The organism is Mesorhizobium sp. M7A.F.Ca.CA.002.15.2.1, assembly GCF_003998715.1.
GTDB classification, from domain to species: domain Bacteria; phylum Pseudomonadota; class Alphaproteobacteria; order Rhizobiales; family Rhizobiaceae; genus Mesorhizobium; species Mesorhizobium ciceri.
Window position 1 is genome coordinate 1 of the sequence record NZ_RZPI01000634.1, and the last position, 3,205, is coordinate 3,205.

The following is a 3,205-nucleotide window of genomic DNA, read 5'->3' on the forward strand; positions in this document are numbered from 1 at the left end:
TTGACAGGTGCCCTTGACGTGGGCTGGCGATCCCAACCGCTCTCAATATCCCGGGAATGCGGGCTCGAGCGGTCCGGCGGATGCGGCGATCTTTCGGCTGAAGGCAACGCTGGTCGAGGTGATGGCCTCGGAGATTTCCTGGCCATTGCTGTCGGCGCCGTAGACGAGGCGCACCGCCTCGCGGTTGAGCTCTTCCGGCGGGCCGTCGAAGACGACCTTGCCGGCAGCCATGCCGATGATGCGGTTGCAGTAGGTGCGGGCGGTGTCCAGCGTGTGCAGATTGGTGACGACGGTGATGCCTTCGCGCAAATTGATGTCCTGCAGCGAATCCATCACCACCTTGGCGTTGAGCGGGTCGAGCGAGGCGATCGGCTCGTCGGCGAGGATCACTCTGGGCTGCTGCATCATGGCACGAGCGATGGCGACGCGCTGCTGCTGGCCGCCCGACAAGGTGCCGGCGGGCTGCAGCGCGGTGCGGACGATGTCGAGCCGCTCGAGTGCCGCGACCGCCTCGGCGCATTCGGCGCGGGAGAACATGCCGAACAGGTTGGTGATGGTCGAGCGGTGGTTCAGCTTGCCGAGCAGCACATTGGTCAGCACGTCGAGGCGCGGCACCAGGTTGAACTGCTGGAAGATCATGGCGCAGTCACGCTGCCAGCGCCGCAGCGGCGAACCGCTCAGCTTCGAGACCTCGGCGCCGTCAAAAAAAATCGACCCCTGGCTGGGATCGATGAGACGGTTGATCATGCGAAGGAGGGTTGATTTGCCGGCGCCCGAACGGCCGATAATGCCAACCATCTGACCCTGCGGGATCGCGATGTTGATGTCGCTGACGGCAGTGTTCTTGCCAAATCGTCGGGTGACACCGCGGATTTCGAGCGTGGCGGAATTTGCTGGCATGGGGGCAGGTTCCAGTCCGGGACCATTGATCGTCAGGCTCTCGCCTAACGCAGCCACATGAACCTGCCGTGTCGCGATGATGTCAGTTTTGTTACGCTCCACAGGCCGGAGTCTGCGGCCGGCCCAGGATCAGCAGTCGAAGGTGATGTGGAATGCAGGCCTGGCGAGCTGGCGCCGGTGGCCAGACGGCACCACTTGATGCGCATATACTCGCCCGTCGCGCGCCGGCGATGGCGAGGCCGTCCTTCAGGCGTTCCAGACAAGGGCCGTCATGGCGTCGATGCCGGTGTCGAGAGGCACGTCATGCGGATAGCAGGGGCGGGGGCGGTTTGCCCCCGCTGCCCAGCGTCAGTGACAGCCCGTTCCTGGCGTCGCTATCCGCCATATTTCTCCAAGAACGCCTCGGCCTCGAGCTCCCGGAAGTCATCCAACGCGGCCCGCAGCCTTGCATGGTCCCAGTCCCACCAGGCCAGCGCCTGGTAGCGTTCGGCCGTGCGGCGATCGAAGCGCTCGCGGATCGGCTTTGCCGGCACGCCGGCGACGATCGTATAGGGCGCTACATCTTTCGAGACGACAGCGCCGGCGCCGACCGCGGCGCCATCGCCGATGGTGACACCGGGCAGGATGGTCGAGCCGTGACCAAGCCAGGTGTCGTGGCCGATGGTGACCCGCTTGGCGCGGCGTTGGGCGAAGAATTCGCTCTCGTGCTCGGCATCGTCCCAGTAGTCCGAGGCGCGATAGGTGAAGTGATGCAGCGTCGGCCGCCAGGTCGGGTGGTTGGTGGCGTTGATGCGCACGCTGGCCGCGATGTTGGCGAACTTGCCGATCGTCGCACACCAGACCGAGCAGTCCTGCATCATGTAGGAATAGTCGCCAAGTTCGCTTTCCGAGACCCGGCTACGGTCGGCGATCTCGGTCCAGCGGCCGAGCGTCGAATTCTGTACATCCGCCGTCGGGTGGACCAGCGGCGTCTCGGACAATTTCCTGGTCATGCGGCGATTTTTCCGGGCGCGAAAGCGGTGACGTCGATGATGCGGTCGGCAACCGCCTCGCGTACATCGTGGTCATGGAAGATGCCGAGCAGGGCGACACCTGCAGCCTTCTTGGCGGCGATGAGTTCGATCACGACATCGCGGTTCCTGGCATCGAGCGAGGCTGTCGGCTCGTCGAGCAGCAGGATCGGATGCTCGGTGATGAAGCCGCGCGCGATGTTGACGCGCTGCTGCTCGCCGCCGGAGAAGGTCGCAGGCGGCAAAGCCCAGAGTTTCTCCGGCAGGTTGAGCTGCGCCAGCAAGGCGCGCGCCTTGTCCCTTGCGGCTTCGCGATTCTCGCCGCGCTCGACCAGCGGTTCGGCGACGACGTCGAGCGCCGAGACGCGCGGCACGGTGCGCAGGAACTGGCTGACATAGCCGATCGTTTGCCGGCGTATGGCCAGCACGGTGCGCGGGCTGGCGGTGGCGAGGTCGATCAGCCCATCATCATGCGTGACGATGATCTGGCCTTCGTCGACGGCGTAGTTGCCGTAGAGCATCTTCAGGATCGAGCTCTTGCCGGCACCGGAAGGACCGCCGAGCACGGTGCATTCGCCAGCCCTGATCGAGAACGAGACACCGGCGACAACAGGCAGTTTGATGCCGTCGCGCAGGTGCATGGTGAAACTCTTGGCGACGTCGGAGACAACGAGGGGGGTTGCCATCAGAAGGGCCTCCAATTGTCGTTCGTTTGCGGGCCAACGCCTCCCTCTGCCTTGCCAGGCATCTCCCCCTCAAGGGGGGAGATCGGCAGCTTTCTCGTTGCGCTTGTTCTGCAACGTTGGAGAGTGGCGAAACCGAGGACGATAGCCAATCTCCCCCCTTGAGGGGGAGATGGCCGGCAGGCCAGAGGGGGGTGCCTTGGCGCCATCGTCAAACCTGCAAAATCGAGGAAACAAGCAATTGCGTGTAAGGCGCGCGCGGGTCGTCGAGCACGCGGTCGGTGAGGCCGCTTTCGACGACGCGGCCGTCCTTCATCACCATCATGCGCTGCGACAAGAGCCGCGCCACGGCAAGGTCGTGGGTGACGACGATGGCCGCCAGACCGAGATCGGTGACCAGACCACGCAGCAGGTCGAGCAGGCGGGCTTGCACCGAGACATCGAGGCCGCCTGTTGGCTCATCCATGAACACCAGGCGCGGCCCGGTGACGAGGTTGCGGGCAATCTGCAGGCGCTGGCGCATGCCGCCGGAAAAGGCGCGGGGCTCGTCGTCGATGCGGTCCTCGTCGATCTCGACGCGCGACAGCCAGTCGACGGCGGTGGCGCGGATCC

General features: G+C 65.1%; 4 protein-coding genes. All 4 read right to left on the reverse strand.

Annotation, left to right across the window (positions count from 1 at the left end):
* Nucleotides 1-42: 42 nt before the first annotated feature.
* Nucleotides 43-900, reverse strand: a complete 858-nt coding sequence (gene phnC / locus ENZ74_RS26565) for a phosphonate ABC transporter ATP-binding protein (protein ID WP_063169039.1) — start codon at nt 898-900, stop codon at nt 43-45.
* Nucleotides 901-1,274: 374 nt separating this feature from the next.
* Nucleotides 1,275-1,892 (reverse strand): DapH/DapD/GlmU-related protein, encoded by a 618-nt coding sequence (locus ENZ74_RS26570; protein ID WP_063169038.1) that lies wholly within the window; start codon nt 1,890-1,892, stop codon nt 1,275-1,277.
* Nucleotides 1,889-2,596: a phosphonate C-P lyase system protein PhnL gene (gene phnL, locus ENZ74_RS26575; RefSeq protein ID WP_063169037.1), complete on the reverse strand. Its 708-nt coding sequence runs from the start codon at nt 2,594-2,596 to the stop codon at nt 1,889-1,891. Before phnL ends, ENZ74_RS26570 begins: the two co-directional genes overlap by 4 nt.
* Nucleotides 2,597-2,804: 208 nt before the next feature.
* On the reverse strand, nt 2,805-3,205 hold a 401-nt coding region (locus tag ENZ74_RS26585), incomplete at its 5' end, for an ATP-binding cassette domain-containing protein (protein ID WP_127313095.1).